A 16,016-nucleotide genomic window follows, 5' to 3' on the forward strand; every position below is an offset into this window, starting at 1 on the left:
ATATCGGTCGGGGCCTGCGGTTGTCGGTGATCGAGTCGTTGTCAGTTCACCAAGCGTTCAGGGTGTCGAGGATCTGGCCTCGGGCCTTCCACAGTTCTGCACCCCAGTACGGCCACGAATGAGTGCCGTTGGCCGGGAAGCTGTACGTTGCCGGAATTCCCAGGGAGTTCATGCGCAGTTGGAATGCCCGTGAGTTCATCAAGGCAAGGGCCTCGAGCCCGATGGCACTTCCGGTATTCACGAAGTCGACGGGCCGACGCGGTTGATCGAACTGCCCGGGCAGGCCGCTCGCAGCGGATATGTACAGCGAGAGCCCAGCCAGTTCGGGTGCAAACACGAAGGGATCGTTGCGGAGCCAAGCGGGGTTCCACGGCGGTCCCCACATTGCATCGACATTGAAGGACCCGGCGCTGACCATGGCCACCCGGATCGCCTCACGCATGCCTGGAGCTGAGATGTTGAGGTATCCCGAGAGCGAACCGGCGAACTTGAACTGATCGCGGTGGTAGGCGGCTAGCGTCAGTGCCGCGCTGCCACCCATGGACAGTCCGAGCACGCCGTTGTTGGTTCGGGAGACGCCGCGCGATTCCAGATAGGCGGGAAGTTCCTGGGTGAGGAAGGTTTCCCATTTGTACGTGACCGGCTGGCGATTCAAATTGCTGTTCGCATACCAGTCGGAGTAAAAGCTGGACTGCCCGCCGACCGGCATGACCAGGGTGACGTTGTCGCCGCGATACTGCTCGAGAGCGTTGGTCTCGAAACTCCATGCGTTTCGGTCGTCGCGTGCTCGTAGGCCATCGAGAAGATAGAGCGCCGCGTTGCCGCCGCGCGAAGCCCACTGGATCTGAACCTTGATCGGTCCCATCGACGAGTCTACGAACACTTCCTCGTAGCCACCGGCCGGGGCGGTACGCGCGGGCGCTGCGGTCGCTACCGATCCGCTGATCAGGCCTGCGGTCAGGGGGAGTGCGAGTGCTGTCGCTGCGAGGCCCAGGATCCGACGCTTGATTCGTTTCGAAATACGGTTTCTCGAAAGATCCGGGTTCGAAATATCTGGGTTCTTCGCCAAATCTGTGTGAGCCTCGTGCATGTATCACTCCCGCCCCAAAGGTGCTTGCACACCGAAATCCGACCGAGCCCCCCGAGGCGCGGAATTCCTTATGACACTAAGTGGTCTGTATTGACCTCGACGGCACCGTTACCGGTTCGTTATCAAACTGGTCCGATTTACCGTAATGCCGTCAGGCGTCGTCGACCGGAGGTTGTGCCACGATTTGCCAACCTCCACGAATCAGGTGTTCACGTACCCGAGCGACGTCCGATTCGTGCGGAATATCGTCGGTGACCTTGGTGATGAGGACGCCGATGTCGATCGGATCGACCGAACCGGGAAAGTCGATCGGATCGACCGGAAGCGGAAAGCCGGCGACGAGATCGTCAGCAAGAACGGCGATCTCGTCGTCGGACAGTTGTCGCCGGAGCAGGGCCATCAAAGGGACGTAGTCCTGCTCCGGCACACCGTTCGGATACCCGGCACGCAGCCAGCCGAGTATCGAAGCCAGAAGTGGTGGAAGACTCAACGAATCGAGCTTCAGTGGTTGTCGAGATCAGCGAGGGGCCACCCGGCGGCAGCAAGGACGGAGGCAACGCGCGCGATGTCCTCGTCCGAGGGAGTCTGGCTCGTCAGATCGGCGATCTGAGCGCTGATCTCGTCGCTCGAGATCACCTGGTCGCTGTTGACGTCGCTCAGTTCTGCGAGTGCAGCGCCGATGGCAATGTCTCGAATTTGCGCGTCCGAGAGTTTGCGTCGTAGCAATGCGACCAGCGGAATGCGGTCCTTGGGCGGTATGCCTTCGGGGTAGCCGGCGCGAAGCCAGTCAAGAATGGATTGAGGAAGGGATGGAGTCGGTGCAGTCACGGTGATGTCTTTCCGCTCGTGAGGGCGCACGGGATCAGAAGATCTCGATGCCGAATGTGTGGCTGAGGAAGCCCTGCATGATGAAGAGGATTCCGGTGACGATCGCGATGAGCACGACCGCGAAGCACACCACTGCGCCTGCCACGGCCAACGGACTGCGAGCCGCGACGGCAGTGCGCCCGCCGCCACTGCCACGTTGTCCGGCGTCGAGCGACTTCAGGCCGATTGCGAAGATCGCCGGTAGTCCGGCGCCCAGCAGGAGGCCGACCAGTACGACCTGCCAGAGCGAGTCGACGGTGTTTTTCAAGATATCCATGTCGATTCCCTCTTTCAGGCTTTGGCGTCGGTGGTGACGCGGGCGTCCGGACCGGGGACCTCTGCAGGCACCAGGCCGCCGTCCCACTCGGCGTTGACGTTGCTCGGATCGATGGGCTCCTTGCGGGAGCGCAGGTACATCCAGCCGGCCAACGCGATGAGCACGGCGAAGACGACCAGGACACCGGGCAGGCCGCCGACGATGTCGGCCAGTCCCCAGCACAGAGCGCCGACGATTGCAGCGGACGGAAGAGTGATCAACCAGGCGACCGCCATACGTCCGGCTACGCCCCAACGAACTTCGGCGCCCTTGCGTCCCAGACCGGTTCCCATGATGGAACCCGTCGCCACATGGGTGGTGGAGAGCGGAAGGCCGAGGTGGCTGGAGGTGAGAATGATTGCAGCAGAGGATGCTTCGGCTGCCATGCCTTGTGGTGCGGCAATCTCGACAAGTCCCTTGCCGAGAGTGCGGATGACTCGCCAACCGCCGAGGTAGGTTCCGGCAGCGATCGCGAGCGCACAGGTGAGCTTGACCCAGAACGGCATGTCCGCGTCGGCGGAAATGGTTCCGTGGGCGACCAGGGCGAGGAAGATGACGCCCATGGTCTTCTGAGCGTCGTTGGTGCCGTGTGCGAGGGAAACGAGTGAAGCCGAACCGATCTGGCCGAGTCGGAAACCTTTGTCCTTGGTTTCTTCTCCGACGTTGGAGGTGATGCGGTAGATGAGCCAGGTGCCGGCCGCGGCAACCAAGCCGGCCACGACGGGAGCGAGAACTGCGGGGATGACAACCTTGCTGAGGACGCCGCTCCAGGCGACACCGCTCATGCCGAGGGACGCGATGGCGGCGCCGATCAGGCCGCCGAACAGTGCGTGTGAGGAACTCGAGGGGATGCCGAGCAACCACGTTGCCAGGTTCCAGATGATGCCGCCGACAAGGCCGGCGAAGACGATGGTGAGCAGCGCTTGGCCACCCACATTTCCGAGGTTCACCACGCCCTTGGCCACGGTGGCAGCAACCTCTACCGAGAGGAAAGCTCCGACCAGGTTCAAGGAAGCAGACAGAGCGACTGCCACCTTGGGCTTGAGGGCGCCGGTTGCAATCGACGTGGCCATAGCGTTGCCAGTGTCATGAAAACCGTTGGTGAAGTCGAACCCCAGAGCGGTTACGACGACGACGAGGAGAACGATGAGTTCCGCATTCACGAGAAGTCATGTTCCAACACCTCCGGGCCTCAAATCGACCTCAGACGTGGTCGTTCCGCGACATTTCCACCACTCGGCACCTGTTGTTCACCTTCGTCCGGATAATTGTCCGTTTTGAAACTCCTGGGGTAGAGAAAATTCATTCGCGTGCATGGTCGTGGAGGTTGTGGAGGCATACGCTCGTTTCATGTCCCTGGGCGAAGAGAAGACGATCTCGGTCACCACATTCCGTAAGAGCGGTGATGGCGTAGCCACGCCGACGTGGGTCGTGCCTCTGCCTGACGGACGTATCGGCTTCTGGACTTCCTCGAAGTCGGGTAAGGCCAAGCGTCTGCGGAACAACCCACGCGTCACCGTGGTGCCGTGCAACAACCGCGGAAAGGTTGCCGACGGTGCGTCGCCGGTCACCGGGACCGCTCAGTTGGTGAGCGGTGGAGCTGAATTCGACGAGATCCGCAGCAAAGTCAAAGCGAAATACGGTGTGATGGTGCCTATTTCGAAATTCTTCAACACCCTTGGTCACATCGGTAATGGTCCGTTCCCGTACGGCGACACCGGCGTGATCATTTCCGTCGATGCGTAGTCGGGATTGCGTAGCGGAGTAGTCTGAAGGTATGGAACCCACGACCGGGCACCTCTGCCTGACGGTTCCACGAATCCTCCGTCAAGGAGCCTCGTCATGGCGCACATCAGCACTCTCGACTATGCAATGGAAGCGCCGCAGCGCCATGTCGGGCAACCTTTCCCGTCGCCGACGCGGACTCCGCGATTCCTGCTTCGTGGGCAAGGTGCCGTCAAGGCATCGGTTGACGGCGCGTGGTTCCCGTGGACCACGAACGTCACGGCGGAGCTTCACGATCTGATATCCGCACTTTCGCTGAGGTTGGGGCCGATCGCGCGGGTTGCGTTCGACTGGAACACGATCAGCAGCGCGCAGCGTCGTATCGACGAGGTCGACGGACTGGAAGTGCGGGGTCCGTACCCTGGCCAGCCCCACGATTTGATGTATCTCGACGACATCTATGGTCGTCAACTCGTTTTGATGATGATTCCGCCGTACACGGATCCGGACCGCGCGTACGAGGTCATGCGGCGGTTGGTGGATCCTGTCCGCAGCGAAACCTATCGGGTGCAGTGAGATCTTTCTGACGTGCGGGGGTCGAATCTCGCGATTCCTGAACATGCGTCCAGTTTGTCTGGTTTGATGGTTCTCGTAACCACGATCTCAGGCGCATTCCCTCAGGTCAGCGCTTGGGCGCGGCAGCTTGACTCCCTGCCGTGTCGTCGGTCCGGCATGTCCACCACCCTCCCACTGTGCGTGAGCGCCGGACCAGAGGAAGCCCCGCCCTCCCCACGGGGGTGGGGCTTCTACTCTGTTCGGGCTGAGCGGCGTTCGCATCGCCGAATCCGCCCGCTTGTTCGGCAGTTCGGGACGCCCTGGCCCGTAGCATCGCCACCGTGAACATTTCCCTACTCGGTGCGGCTGGGCTTCAGGACTGCGCCGACAGTGGAATGGACTGCATGGACGGATTCGAAGCATTCTTTCTTCTTTACGGCGGCGGATTCATTCTCGCCTTGATTTGGCTTTCCCTGTGTCTTGTCGGAACGGCCGATGTGGTTTCTGTGTCCGGGCGAGTCGGTGTGTGGCGCGCTGTCGCCTTCTCTGTCGGGATTTGGCTTGTGCCCATCGTCGGGTTGAGTGCATGGTTTGTTTACCGACGCTCTCGCCAAATCTCGAAGAAGGTCGGTCCGGATCAAGCCCCCCACTGGACTTGAATGAGACTGACATTTTCACTGAGTCCGCACCTAGCCTTGAAACTATGTGGCATCCTGCCGCTGCAGCCAGTTCAAGATCGCTTGGTTGGTCTCTTCGGGTCTTTCTTGTTGGATCCAGTGACCGCAATCGAGATTGACTACTTCCACATTGGGCACGAACTCTGTCAGGTTCTCAGCTCTCGCGATCGCGTCACGGTCGCCGTAGATCATGAGTGTGGGCTGTTGGATGATCGGGTCCACCTCCGCCAGCAGATGCCAGTTGCGGTCAAGGTTCCTGTACCAGTTCACACTGCCCGTGAATCCTGTCGATTCGAAGGCGGAGACGAAAACGGCCAATTCTCTATCGCTCATCAGGGGCTCACCGAGTGGTGTCTCTGCTTTGGCGAGATCGATCAGCGCCATACCCGGCTGAGGTTCCCTGAGGGGTTCGTTCTTCCGGTACAGGTTGCGGAGGAACCGGAAGGTGTTGTCTTCGAACACCGCGTCCGCGACGCCCGGCTGTCGATTGAAATGGACGAAGTAGAAATCACCGCCAAGCACGGCTTCCATGAACTCAATCCACGGCTGCTCTCCGCGATCCTGGTAGGGCAGGCTCAGGTTGATCACTTTGTTTACCCGGTCCGGGTGCAACAGGGTAAGGCCCCACACGACAAAGGCACCCCAATCGTGACCGACAAAGGTGGCATCGTCGTAGCCGTAGTGATCGAGAAGTGCGATGAGATCACCCGCCAAATGTTCGATGTCATAGTCCGTCACTTCGGTCGGACGTGACGAATTGCCGTAGCCGCGTTGATTCGGGACGATGACGTGGTAGCCCGCCTCGACAAGGGCGCGCACCTGGTATCGCCAGGAATAGGCGTGCTCTGGCCATCCGTGACACAACACGATGGGTTTCCCGGCATTGTGTCGCCCTGCTTCGAAGACTTCAAGTTCCACGCCGTTCACTGGGATGAGGACGGGCCTGGGGAAGTCGGATGGATTCACGGATGCTCCTTTGAGTCGAGTACCGATCTCGTGTCTGGATCGACCGGTTGCTCCGACGATAGGAAGCATCGTGGACACATAAAGTCCTAGATCGCTGGCAATCTGAAGAAATGCGGAACGATCCCACAGGCCGAGCACTGCAACTGCTCTCGCTCCTTCAGACCCATCGCTTCTGGCACTGTGCCGAACTTGCCGCACGACTCGATGTCACGCAGCGGACGGTACGTCGCGACATCGATCGCCTACGCGACCTCGGCTATCCGGTCGATTCCACGTCCGGAAAATACGGGGGCTACCGACTTGCAACGGGGGCGCACGTGCCGCCCCTGATCCTCGACGATGACGAGTCCGTGGCCGTAGCCGTCGGACTGCGCTACGCCGCCGAGGCCGCCATCGGCGGCATCGAAGAAACGTCGCTGCGCGCGCTGACGAAGATCGAAACACTCCTGCCCCATCGACTTCGCCGACGTGTGTCGGCATTGCATTCGAGCGTCAGTTCCATACGGCGGGCAGATGACGACATCGTCGATCCCGAAGCACTCAGTGTGCTCGCTGCGGCATGTCGTGACCACGAGCACGTTCGTTTCGACTACCGGCGAGGTGATGGCGAGAGCAGCAGACGGCTCGTCGAGCCGCACCGCCTTGTCACGGCGGGACGTCGTTGGTATCTCGTAGCATGGGACCACCATCGTTCGGATTGGCGAACATTTCGACTGGACCGGCTCTCGGAGCCCTGGCTGGCAGGCAGTCATTTCACGCCACGCGAGATCCCGGGCGGTGACGCGGCAGGCTTCGTCGCGAGATCAGTTGGCTCGCCACCCCGTCACCACGATGCAAAACTCGCCATCGAAGCTACGTTCGCCGACCTCGAGGGCGTACTCAGATGGATTGACCACACACCGATCGAGGTGGCAGCGGACCGCTGCCTTGTCGAGATCCGCAGCGAAGATCTCGGCAGGCTCGCCATGACGGTTGCGCGCATTGCGCTCACCGCCCCAGTGGTCGTCATCGAACCAACCGAGCTTGCCGACACCGTCAGTCGGCTCGCCCTTCACCTCAGGGTCTCGCCACCATGACAGTCAGAAGAGGATTGCGCGACAAGACCATTCACGTCCAAGTTGCCGCGGGGACGTGTTCCCTGCGCAGGCCCCTCGTCTATCGAGACACGTATCCGATTCCCTCTAGGCTTGGAGAGTAAGTGACCGATTCGAAATCATCGCCGCCGGCTTCCGTCCACCCCCCGACGTGGAAGTTCGACTACCCGATCATCCACGCCGAGACTCGCGAACAGTGGCGAACTTGGTTGACGGACAATCACACGTCAGGCCGTGGAGTGTGGTTGTGCTCCTGGCGCACCACCACCAGCCGACCACGCTGCCCCTACCCTCAGGCCGTTGAGGAAGCGATCTGCTTTGGGTGGATCGATTCCACTAACACCATCTTCGACGAAGAGCGCAATTTGCAACTGTTCACACCGCGGAGACGCAAGAGTTCCTGGACCCGACTCAACCGCGAACGCGCAGCTGATATGGAGGCGCGTGGCCTCATGACCGCTGCTGGTCGTGGTGCCATTGCTGCCGCGAAATCCACTGGTTGGTGGACGATTCTCGACCAAGTCGAAGACCTCGAGGAACCATCTGACTTGCAGGCGGCGCTGGACCTGGACACGCAAGCGCGAAGCAACTGGGACAGTTTTCCGCCCAGCGCCCGCAAACAGATGCTGTGGTGGATCGTCAGTGCCGCTCGAGACGCAACACGGGCAGGTCGAATCGCCCATATCGTCAACAATGCGGCCATCGGTCAACGTGCCCGCGGCTGATCCGCGATTCGACCGCGTCCGGTATGAAGGCCGGTCATCATCTGTCCGAGGGTTTTCCTCGGACGAAACAAGTCCACCCGCCCCGCAGAAGCGGGACGGGTGGACTCGGTACTCGCAGGTCTGACTTACGTCAGGATGCGGATCACACGTCGTAGTAGAGCTCGAACTCGTACGGGTGCGGACGCAGGTTGACCGGAGCGATTTCCTGCTCGCGCTTGAGCGAGATCCAGGTCTCGATCAGGTCGGTGGTGAAGACGCCACCCTCGGTCAGGTACTCGTGATCGGCTTCGAGGCGGTTGATGACCGTCTCGAGGCTGGTCGGAGCCTGCGGGATGTTGCGAGCCTCCTCCGGGGGAAGCTCGTAGAGGTCCTTGTCGACCGGAGCCATCGGCTCGATCTTGTTCTTGATGCCGTCCAGGCCGGCCATCATCTGTGCAGCGAAGTTGAGGTACGGGTTACCCGAGGAGTCGGGTGCGCGGAACTCGAGACGCTTTGCCTTCGGGTTGTTGCCCGTGATCGGGATACGGACAGCTGCCGAGCGGTTGCGCTGGCTGTACACGAGGTTGATGGGGGCTTCGTAGCCCGGCACCAGACGGTGGTACGAGTTGATCGTCGGGTTGGTGAAGGCCAACAGCGACGGAGCGTGGTGCAGGATGCCGCCGATGTAGTGGCGAGCCATGTCCGAGAGGCCCGCGTAGCCGGACTCGTCGTGGAAGAGGGGCTTGCCGTCCTTCCACAGGGACTGGTGGACGTGCATGCCCGAACCGTTGTCACCGAAGAGCGGCTTCGGCATGAAGGTGGCGGACTTGCCGTGCTGCCAGCAGGTGTTCTTGACGATGTACTTGAATAGCTGCAGGTCGTCGGCCGCTGCGAGCAGCGTGTTGAACTTGTAGTTGATCTCCTGCTGTCCGCCGGTGCCGACCTCGTGGTGGCCGCGCTCGAGCTCGAAGCCTGCGTTGGTCAGGTTGGTGGAGATTTCGTCGCGCAGGTCCACGTAGTGGTCGTACGGAGCGACGGGGAAGTAGCCACCCTTGGCGCGAACCTTGTAGCCGAGGTTCGGGGAGCCGTCGGCGTTGGTCTCTGCGCCGGTGTTCCAGGAACCGGAGATGGAATCCAATTCGTAGAAAGCGGAGTTCATGCCGGAGTCGTAGCGAACCGAGTCGAAGATGTAGAACTCGGCCTCGGCGCCGAAGAATGCGGTGTCCGCGATGCCGGTGCTGACCAAGTACTCCTCGGCCTTGCGGGCAACGTTGCGCGGGTCGCGGCTGTAGGACTCACGGGTGAACGGGTCGTGCACGAAGAAGTTGATGTTGAGGGTCTTCGCCTTGCGGAAGGGGTCGATCTGCGCCGTGGTGACGTCGGGAAGCAACATCATGTCGGACTCGTGGATCGACTGGAATCCGCGGACCGAAGATCCGTCGAATGCGAGGCCGTCCTCGAACACGTCCTGGTTGAAAGCAGACGCCGGGATCGAGAAGTGCTGCTGGACGCCGGGCAGGTCGCTGAACCGAATGTCGACGTACTCGATGTTCTCGTCCGCGATGTACTTGATGACCTCTTCGGCCGTGGTGAACGCCACGCTTGTGCTCCTTAAGTCGCTTCAGCCAAGTGATGTCGGTTGAATCCGTCGAGGCAGACGGTAGGGAGCTGGTGTTGCCCGCTCGTCAACCCTTTGTTTCGGCAGTGTTACGCGTCGCAGCATCCTGGGGATTTCCGAAGTCCATGTGACCGGCCACACAGTTAAAACCCGGCAAATCTGGACTACGGTGCTGCGACGCCTATCCTGGACAGCATGGCACGTATCACCGGAACTTGGCTCTCTGGGCCGCAAGCAGCTTTGCCGAAGAGCGCGGACGGCCGTGAGCAGTCGTACCGTGGCGAGCTCCTCGGTTTCCCTCAGGAGGGTCCGGGTTCGCTGGTCGGTTCGGGCCGTCGTATCGCGGCACTGTTGGTGGATTGGGTGATGGCTGTGGGAGTGGCCTCGCTCATCACCGGCGACTTCTTCGACGGTATGACCTCGACTGTCACGCTGATGGTGTGGTTCGCCGTCGGTGTCGTCACCGTGGCTCTGTTCAACTTCACCCCGGGGCAGTTCGTCCTCGGACTTCAGGTTGCGCGTATCGAAGGCCCGATCCGAGTGGGCTTCGTGCGCGCGCTCGGACGTCAGGCACTGCTTGTGTTCGTGATTCCCGCGACCATCACCGACATCGACGGTCGCGGTATGCAGGACCGCGCGACCGGCACTTTGCTCGTGAAGTCGCGCTGACACAAATTTCTCGAAGTAAAGAAAGACCCGGGTCCGTGTGGGCCCGGGTCTTTCGTTTTGCTGTGGGGGAGTGTCAGCGACGACGAATGGTTCGCTGCATTCCCTTCATCTTCGCGCCTCCGGGCATCGGGCCCTTGGGAAGCGCTGCTCCGCCGCCGCGTGCGCTCAGTGCAGCGAGGCGACCTTCGATGTTGTCCATGCGCTTGGTGTCGATGTTGCGGGGCAACTTGTTCAAGTAGCGCTGGAGCTGCGAGAGCGGAACCTGGCCCTCGTCGTTGCCGATGATGATGTCGTAGATCGGGGTGTCGCCGATGAGGCGGGCGGTCTTCTTCTTCTCCTGCGCGAGGAGGCCCTTGACGCGTTGCGGCGAACCTTCGGCGACGAGGATGACACCCGGCCGTCCGACGACGCGGTGAACGGCATCGAGTTGGGTAGTGCCGGCGACGGCATTCGTGACGCGCCACGCACCCTGCATGTTGTCGAGCGCCCACGCAGCGGCACCGGCCTGACCTTCAGCCTTCTTGTACACCGATTTCTGGACGCGACGACCGAAGATGATGAAGGCGCCGAGGAGACCGAGAACGATGCCGATCGGCAGCAGGAACCACTGAAGGCCCCAGATGAGGCCGACCAGGAAGAAGACCAGAGCCGCACCGACGAGGGTGCCGATCATCAGCGGCAGGAGGAGCTTGTCGTCCTTGCGCTGCATCTGGAATGCCTGCCAGAGCTGAGTTCTACGTTCCTTGGAAGCCTGCTTGCGGGCAGCCTTCGCTGCAGCCTTTGCCTCTTTGGTGGGTTTGCCCTTACCGGATTTGCTGCCGTTCGCCATGTACCCAGGATACGTCCATTGCTGTGCGCCTTTACTAACCGCCCGCGGTTAATAAAGGCGCACAGCAAAAAGTGGATCAGCGATTCAGGCGCGCCATGAGTGAGCTGGCTTCCTGGGAAGCGTCGCCGCCCTCGGTCAGATGACGCTGCGCCTCGGGAAGTTCACGGCCGTGATGTGCCATGGCCTGCGCATACAGGCGGCCGGCGCGGTACGACGAGCGAACCAACGGACCGGCCATGACGCCGGCGAAGCCCATCTCTTCTGCAGCCTTCGAGTGTGCGACGAACTCCTCGGGCTTGACCCACCGCTCGACGGGGTGGTGCCGGGGCGAGGGTCGAAGGTACTGGGTGATGGTGAGGATGTCGCAACCGGCGGCGTGGAGATCCGCCATCGCCTCGGTGACCTCTTCAGGGGTTTCGCCCATGCCGAGGATCAGGTTGGACTTGGTGACCAGTCCGTAGTCGCGTGCTGCGGTGATGACGTCGAGGCTGCGCTGGTACCGGAATGCCGGACGGATCCGCTTGAAGATGCGGGGGACGGTCTCGAGGTTGTGGGCGAGGACCTCGGGGCGTGAGGCGAAGACCTCGTCGAGCAGTTCGGGCTTGCCGTTGAAGTCCGGCACCAGGTTCTCGACGCCGGTGCCCGGGTTGAGTTCGTGGATCTTGCGGACGGTCTCGGCGTAGAGCCAGGCGCCGCCGTCGGGGAGGTCGTCGCGGGCGACGCCGGTGATCGTGGAGTACCGAAGGCCCATGGCCTGAACGCTTTCCGCGACGCGACGGGGCTCGTCGCGGTCGAGGGCTTCGGGCTTGCCGGTGTCGATCTGGCAGAAGTCGCAGCGGCGTGTGCACTGCTCGCCGCCGATCAGGAACGTGGCTTCGCGGTCTTCCCAGCATTCGTAGATGTTGGGGCAGCCCGCTTCCTCGCAGACGGTGTGCAAACCTTCACGCTTGACCAGGCCCTTGAGCTCTGTGTACTCGGGGCCCATCTTTGCTCGGGTCTTGATCCAGTTGGGTTTGCGTTCGATGGGCGTCTCCGCGTTTCGGATCTCGAGACGGAGCAGCTTACGTCCTTCTGGGGCGATAGTCACGACAGTGATCCTACGCCCGGTGATTACTGCAACGGGGTTCGGGCGAGCCCGTCAGCTGTACTGAACGGTAGTAAAAGTCGGAGTAGGCGAGGCGCTTTCGAAGGTGACGCGCTCGACGTTCCGTTCGGTGACGGGCATGGTTCCGTCGAGAGCAGCGATCACTGCCTCGGTCACAGCGGGAGTGACTTCGTCCACGGTGACGTCGCGACCGAGTTCCTGCGACAGCGTCGTGACTCCGGCGTCACGGATGCCGCAGGGAATGATGTTGTCGAATCCGGTCAGGACCGAATTGCAGTTCAGGGAGAAGCCGTGCAGTGCCACGCCCCGTTGGACGCGCACGCCGATGGCTGAAACCTTGCGCTCGGGCTTCCATTGCCCGTTTGCGAGTTCGGCGGGCAGCCAGACGCCGGAGCGGCCGTCGATGCGCCCGCAGTTCAGGCCGAGGTCCGTGCACACCGTGATCAGTGCTTCCTCGATGCGTCGGACATACCGCACCACGTCGATGGGCTCGGCCAGTTTCACGATCGGATATCCCACCAGCTGGCCGGGGCCGTGCCAGGTGATCTTCCCGCCGCGGTCGACGTCGATGACAGGCGTGCCGTCGACGGGACGATCTTCGGGTTCCGTGCGTCGTCCTGCCGTGTACACCGGCGGGTGTTCGAGGAGCAGTAGCGTGTCCGGTCCGATGTCGTCCGCCCGCGCAGCCGCGAGCTCACGCTGGCGGTCCCACGCGGCGTTGTAGTCGATCGAACCGTGTTGCTCGACGGCGATCGGCAGTTTCGAGAACCGGGCGGAAACGGCAGCGCTGCTCATGGACGTAGAGATTACGCCCGACTTCGGAATCAACCGAGTGCGGCCGCCAGCGCTTCGCCGATCGTGTTGTGGCGGAAAGAGAATCCCGCCCTTTCCAAAGCTGCGGGAATGGCGCGCTGGCCACCGAGGATGCCGCTCTTGGCGAATTCTCCGATCAACGCTTCGAGTGCGAACCCGGGAACGATCCAGGGAGCCGGTCGGTGGACCGCACGGGACATGGCGTCATTGAACTGGGCATTGGTGACAGGGGCCGGACCGGTCAGGTTGACGGGACCGGAGAGTTCGGAATTCGTGAGCGCGAACTTGATCGCGTCGCACTCGTCCTCGAGTGAGATCCACGGAAAGTACTGGCGACCGTTGCCCAGTCGCCCGCCGAGGCCGAACGAATAAAGGCGCCGAAGCCGACCGAGCATGCCCCCATGAGGTGAAATCACGACGCCGGACCGCAGATTGACGACGCGGGCACCCGCCGCACGCGCCGGTTCGGTGGCAAGTTCCCAATCGCGACACGTCGTGGCGAGAAAGTCTGTGCCTGCCGGCGAATCCTCGTCGACGATCTTGTCGCCGGTGTCGCCGTAATAGCCGACGGCGCTCGCGTTGGCGAGGACGGGAACCTTCTGACTCGCGACCGCTTCGGCCAAGACGTCGGTCGCGACGATGCGGCTGTCACGGATCGCTTGCTTGTAGGAACCCGACCACCGTTTGTCGCCGATGCCGACGCCGCAGAGGTTCACGACGGCGTCGGCGCCCTGCAGGACGGAGAGGTCCAGACGGTCGTGGTCCGGGTCCCAACGCGATTCGTCGGGGCCGGCGGTCGAGCGTCGCACCAGACGCACCACGTCGTGGTTGTCGGAGCGCAACGATGACACCAAGGCCGTTCCGATCAAACCGGACGAGCCGGCGATGACTACTCGCATTCGGAAAGCCTCCTTCGATTCAGCGTGCTTCGATATCCGAACGTATATCTCCGACCGTACTGAAAAAGCCGGGGCGCCACCTCCTGATGGAGATGACGCCCCGGCCGGCCGAGCAGTTGCTTACAGGCCCAGATCAGCTTCGAACGAGGCTTCTTCCAACCGCTGCTTCACAGTGGTGAGGAATCGGCCGGCGTCGGCGCCGTCGACCAGACGGTGATCGTAGGTCAGCGGCAAGTAGATCATCGAGCGAACGCCGATGGACTCGTTGCCGTTCTCGTCGGTGACCACCATCGGGCGCTTGACGATCGCGCCGGTTCCGAGCATGGCCGCCTGCGGCGGTACCAGGATCGGGGTGTCGAACAGCGCGCCCTGGCTGCCGATGTTGGTGATGGTGAAGGTGCCACCCGAGAGCTCGTCCGGCTTCAGGCCACCCGAGCGTGCACGCTTGGCGATGTCGGCGATGGCGCGGGCCAAGCCGGCCAGGCCGAGATCGCCGGCGTTGTGGATGACGGGGGAGAGCAAGCCCTGATCGGTGTCCACTGCGATGCCGAGGTGCTCAGCGTCGTAGTAGGTGATCTGCTTGGCAGCCTCGTCGTAGCTGGCGTTGATGTTCGGGTGCGACTTCAGCGCCTCGACGACTGCCTTGGCGAAGAACGGAAGGAACGTCAGGTTGACGCCTTCGCGCTCGATGAAGCCGGCCTTGGCACGGGCCCGCAGGGCGACGATCTTGGTGACGTCCACCTCGAAGGTCTGCGTGAGCTGAGCGGTGTTCTGCAGCGACTCGCGCGTCTTGGTGGCCGTGATCTGCCGAATACGGTTGGCCTTCTGCGTGGTTCCACGCAGGTGTGCCAGTTCGGGTCGGACGCCTGCGGCTGCGGTGGCGGCCGGTGCGGCCGCGGGTGCTGCAGCAGCAGGAGCTGCGGCGGCGGGAGCCTTCTTGGCCTCCGCAGCGGCGAGCACATCCTGCTTGCGGATGCGGCCGCCGACGCCGGTGCCGGTGACGGTCGCGAGGTCGACGCCGTTGTCCGTTGCGAGCTTGCGCACGAGCGGGGTGACGTACGGGCTGCTGTCGCCGGACGCTGCGGGTGCGGCCGCCGGTGCGGGAGCCGCAGCAGGCTTCGGAGCGGGTGCGGCCGGTGCGGCAGCAGGCTTGGGTGCCTCGGCCTTGGGTGCCTCAGCCTTCGGTGCCTCAGCCTTGGGGGCAGGGGGTGCGGCCGGTACTGCGGGAGCGGCCTTGGGTGCCGGAGCCGCGGCGGGTGCGCCGGATCCGACGACGGCCAGCTGGCCACCGATCTCGACGGTGTCGTCTTCCTGCGCATTGATCTCGAGCAGGATTCCGGCGACGGGGGACGGGATCTCTGTGTCGACCTTGTCGGTCGAGACTTCGAGCAGCGCCTCGTCGACGGCAACCTCGTCGCCGACAGCCTTGAGCCAACGGGTGACGGTGCCTTCGGTGACGGACTCGCCGAGGGCGGGCATCGTCACGGCGGTACCTTCAGCGGAACCGCTCGAAGCGGCGGGTGCCTCGGCAGCGGGAGCTTCTTCAGCGGGAGCTTCGGCAGCCGGCGCTTCCTCGGCGGGAGCTTCCTCGGCGGCGGGGGCGGGTGCCTCTGCCGCGGGTGCTGCGGCTTCGCCGGCTTCACCGATCTGGGCGAGCTCGCCACCGATTTCCACGGTGTCGTCTTCCTGCGCGACGATCTTGGTCAGGACGCCGGCGACGGGAGACGGAATCTCGGTGTCGACCTTGTCCGTGGAGACTTCGAGCAAGGGTTCGTCGACTTCGACCGTGTCTCCTTCCTGCTTGAGCCACCGTGTGACAGTTCCCTCGGTGACGCTCTCACCTAGGGCTGGCATCTGGACGGAGAAGGCCATGTCTTTTGACTCCTCGACAGTTGTGTTCGGGTTGTTGAATTTTGTCGACTTGTGGTCGTAATGCATTGTGCTCGAGTGGCGCGCGACGTGCGGCTACTTGTAGCTATTTTGCCGATGTCGACGCGCGGGCGCGGCGTCACCGTCGTTCATCTTTCCATTGATACGCCGGGCGTGTCCGATGAGGGGGATGCCGTCCGTTTCGGGTGTGTCGGCTACT

The 16,016-nt window shown here is 62.6% G+C and carries 17 protein-coding genes; 5 read left to right on the forward strand and 12 right to left on the reverse strand.

Annotated elements, in window-relative coordinates; translation table 11 throughout:
- Positions 1-46 precede the first annotated feature (46 nt).
- From GN300_RS27925 to GN300_RS27945, 5 genes are all read right to left on the reverse strand, one after another.
- A complete protein-coding gene (locus GN300_RS27925) occupies positions 47-1,090 on the reverse strand; it encodes an alpha/beta hydrolase family protein (RefSeq protein ID WP_172827113.1) in 1,044 nt (347 codons plus the stop codon).
- A gap of 151 nt (positions 1,091-1,241) precedes the next feature.
- Positions 1,242-1,580 (reverse strand): DUF3349 domain-containing protein, encoded by a 339-nt coding sequence (locus tag GN300_RS27930; RefSeq protein ID WP_007735437.1) that lies wholly within the window; start codon positions 1,578-1,580, stop codon positions 1,242-1,244.
- 11 nt (positions 1,581-1,591) lie between these two features.
- Positions 1,592-1,918: a DUF3349 domain-containing protein gene (locus GN300_RS27935; protein ID WP_003941653.1), complete on the reverse strand. Its 327-nt coding sequence runs from the start codon at positions 1,916-1,918 to the stop codon at positions 1,592-1,594.
- A gap of 34 nt (positions 1,919-1,952) precedes the next feature.
- Entirely contained in the window at positions 1,953-2,234 is a 282-nt protein-coding gene (locus GN300_RS27940; RefSeq protein ID WP_063316168.1) for a hypothetical protein, read from the reverse strand.
- A 14-nt stretch (positions 2,235-2,248) separates the two neighbouring features.
- The gene (locus tag GN300_RS27945; protein ID WP_007735433.1) at positions 2,249-3,436 is read right to left on the reverse strand and encodes an inorganic phosphate transporter; all 1,188 of its coding nucleotides are present in this window, start codon (positions 3,434-3,436) and stop codon (positions 2,249-2,251) included.
- A 187-nt stretch (positions 3,437-3,623) separates the two neighbouring features.
- On the opposite strand from GN300_RS27945, the gene GN300_RS27950 reads away from it, so the two are divergent.
- Together GN300_RS27950 and GN300_RS27955 are read left to right on the forward strand one after the other, a co-directional pair.
- On the forward strand, positions 3,624-4,019 hold the full coding sequence (locus GN300_RS27950; RefSeq protein WP_042445944.1) for a PPOX class F420-dependent oxidoreductase: 396 nt from the start codon (positions 3,624-3,626) through the stop codon (positions 4,017-4,019).
- A gap of 96 nt (positions 4,020-4,115) precedes the next feature.
- Positions 4,116-4,574 (forward strand): DUF5994 family protein, encoded by a 459-nt coding sequence (locus GN300_RS27955; RefSeq protein ID WP_042921868.1) that lies wholly within the window; start codon positions 4,116-4,118, stop codon positions 4,572-4,574.
- Between the two features lie 680 nt (positions 4,575-5,254).
- Here GN300_RS27955 and GN300_RS27960 read toward each other — a convergent pair.
- The gene (locus tag GN300_RS27960) at positions 5,255-6,196 is read right to left on the reverse strand and encodes an alpha/beta fold hydrolase (RefSeq protein ID WP_063316285.1); all 942 of its coding nucleotides are present in this window, start codon (positions 6,194-6,196) and stop codon (positions 5,255-5,257) included.
- Between the two features lie 110 nt (positions 6,197-6,306).
- Here GN300_RS27960 and GN300_RS27965 point away from each other — a divergent pair, with 110 nt between their 5' ends.
- Positions 6,307-7,272, forward strand: a complete 966-nt coding sequence (locus GN300_RS27965; protein WP_063316167.1) for a YafY family protein — start codon at positions 6,307-6,309, stop codon at positions 7,270-7,272.
- Positions 7,273-7,394: 122 nt separating this feature from the next.
- Positions 7,395-8,015: a YdeI family protein gene (locus GN300_RS29940; RefSeq protein WP_063316166.1), complete on the forward strand. Its 621-nt coding sequence runs from the start codon at positions 7,395-7,397 to the stop codon at positions 8,013-8,015.
- A gap of 142 nt (positions 8,016-8,157) precedes the next feature.
- Here GN300_RS29940 and glnA read toward each other — a convergent pair whose 3' ends face one another.
- Positions 8,158-9,594 carry a type I glutamate--ammonia ligase gene (gene glnA / locus GN300_RS27975; protein WP_003941609.1) on the reverse strand — a complete coding sequence of 479 codons (1,437 nt, stop codon included), beginning with the start codon at positions 9,592-9,594 and terminating at the stop codon, positions 8,158-8,160.
- 213 nt (positions 9,595-9,807) lie between these two features.
- Between glnA and GN300_RS27980 the strand changes: the two genes are divergently transcribed.
- Positions 9,808-10,281, forward strand: coding sequence for an RDD family protein (locus GN300_RS27980; protein ID WP_003941579.1), 474 nt, complete (start codon positions 9,808-9,810; stop codon positions 10,279-10,281).
- A 73-nt stretch (positions 10,282-10,354) separates the two neighbouring features.
- On the opposite strand, the gene GN300_RS27985 is transcribed toward GN300_RS27980, so the two are convergent.
- From GN300_RS27985 to sucB, 5 genes are all read right to left on the reverse strand, one after another.
- Entirely contained in the window at positions 10,355-11,110 is a 756-nt protein-coding gene (locus GN300_RS27985; RefSeq protein ID WP_003941625.1) for a DUF4191 domain-containing protein, read from the reverse strand.
- 76 nt (positions 11,111-11,186) lie between these two features.
- On the reverse strand, positions 11,187-12,197 hold the full coding sequence (lipA, locus tag GN300_RS27990) for a lipoyl synthase (protein WP_003941610.1): 1,011 nt from the start codon (positions 12,195-12,197) through the stop codon (positions 11,187-11,189).
- Between the two features lie 51 nt (positions 12,198-12,248).
- Positions 12,249-13,010, reverse strand: coding sequence for a lipoyl(octanoyl) transferase LipB (gene lipB / locus GN300_RS27995; RefSeq protein WP_063316165.1), 762 nt, complete (start codon positions 13,008-13,010; stop codon positions 12,249-12,251).
- A 29-nt stretch (positions 13,011-13,039) separates the two neighbouring features.
- Complete coding sequence (locus GN300_RS28000) at positions 13,040-13,927, reverse strand: TIGR01777 family oxidoreductase (RefSeq protein ID WP_030537054.1); 888 nt, start codon at positions 13,925-13,927, stop codon at positions 13,040-13,042.
- 120 nt (positions 13,928-14,047) lie between these two features.
- Entirely contained in the window at positions 14,048-15,799 is a 1,752-nt protein-coding gene (gene sucB, locus GN300_RS28005) for a 2-oxoglutarate dehydrogenase, E2 component, dihydrolipoamide succinyltransferase (RefSeq protein WP_063316284.1), read from the reverse strand.
- Positions 15,800-16,016 lie beyond the last annotated feature (217 nt).

The organism is Rhodococcus sp. Ni2 (assembly GCF_021352185.1).
GTDB classification, from domain to species: domain Bacteria; phylum Actinomycetota; class Actinomycetes; order Mycobacteriales; family Mycobacteriaceae; genus Rhodococcus_F; species Rhodococcus_F qingshengii.